Source organism: Psychromonas arctica, assembly GCF_038155225.1.
GTDB lineage: Bacteria > Pseudomonadota > Gammaproteobacteria > Enterobacterales > Psychromonadaceae > Psychromonas > Psychromonas arctica_B.
Genome location: NZ_JBAKBA010000504.1, coordinates 1 through 204 on the forward strand (window position 1 = coordinate 1; position 204 = coordinate 204).

Here is a 204-nt window from a genome sequence, read left to right on the forward strand (position 1 = left end):
GCGTCACGGTATCAACGGGTGAAACTTCACCGTTATCGACGTCAGTATCGTTCGCCGTAACATCAATCGTAATCGGTGTGTCTTCGTTCGTTGTTGCGCTATCAGCGACTAATACGGTGTCATCAGCGATTGGATCTACTGTCACAGAGACCGTTTCTGTATTGCCGTCTTCATTAGTGTAAGTGAAGGTATCGGTGCCGTTGA

1 protein-coding gene is annotated in these 204 nt (G+C 48.0%); it reads right to left on the bottom strand.

From position 1 onward, the window contains the following. The coding region (locus V6255_RS19230) for a VCBS domain-containing protein (RefSeq protein ID WP_341629507.1) at window positions 1-204 on the bottom strand (204 nt) is incomplete at both ends.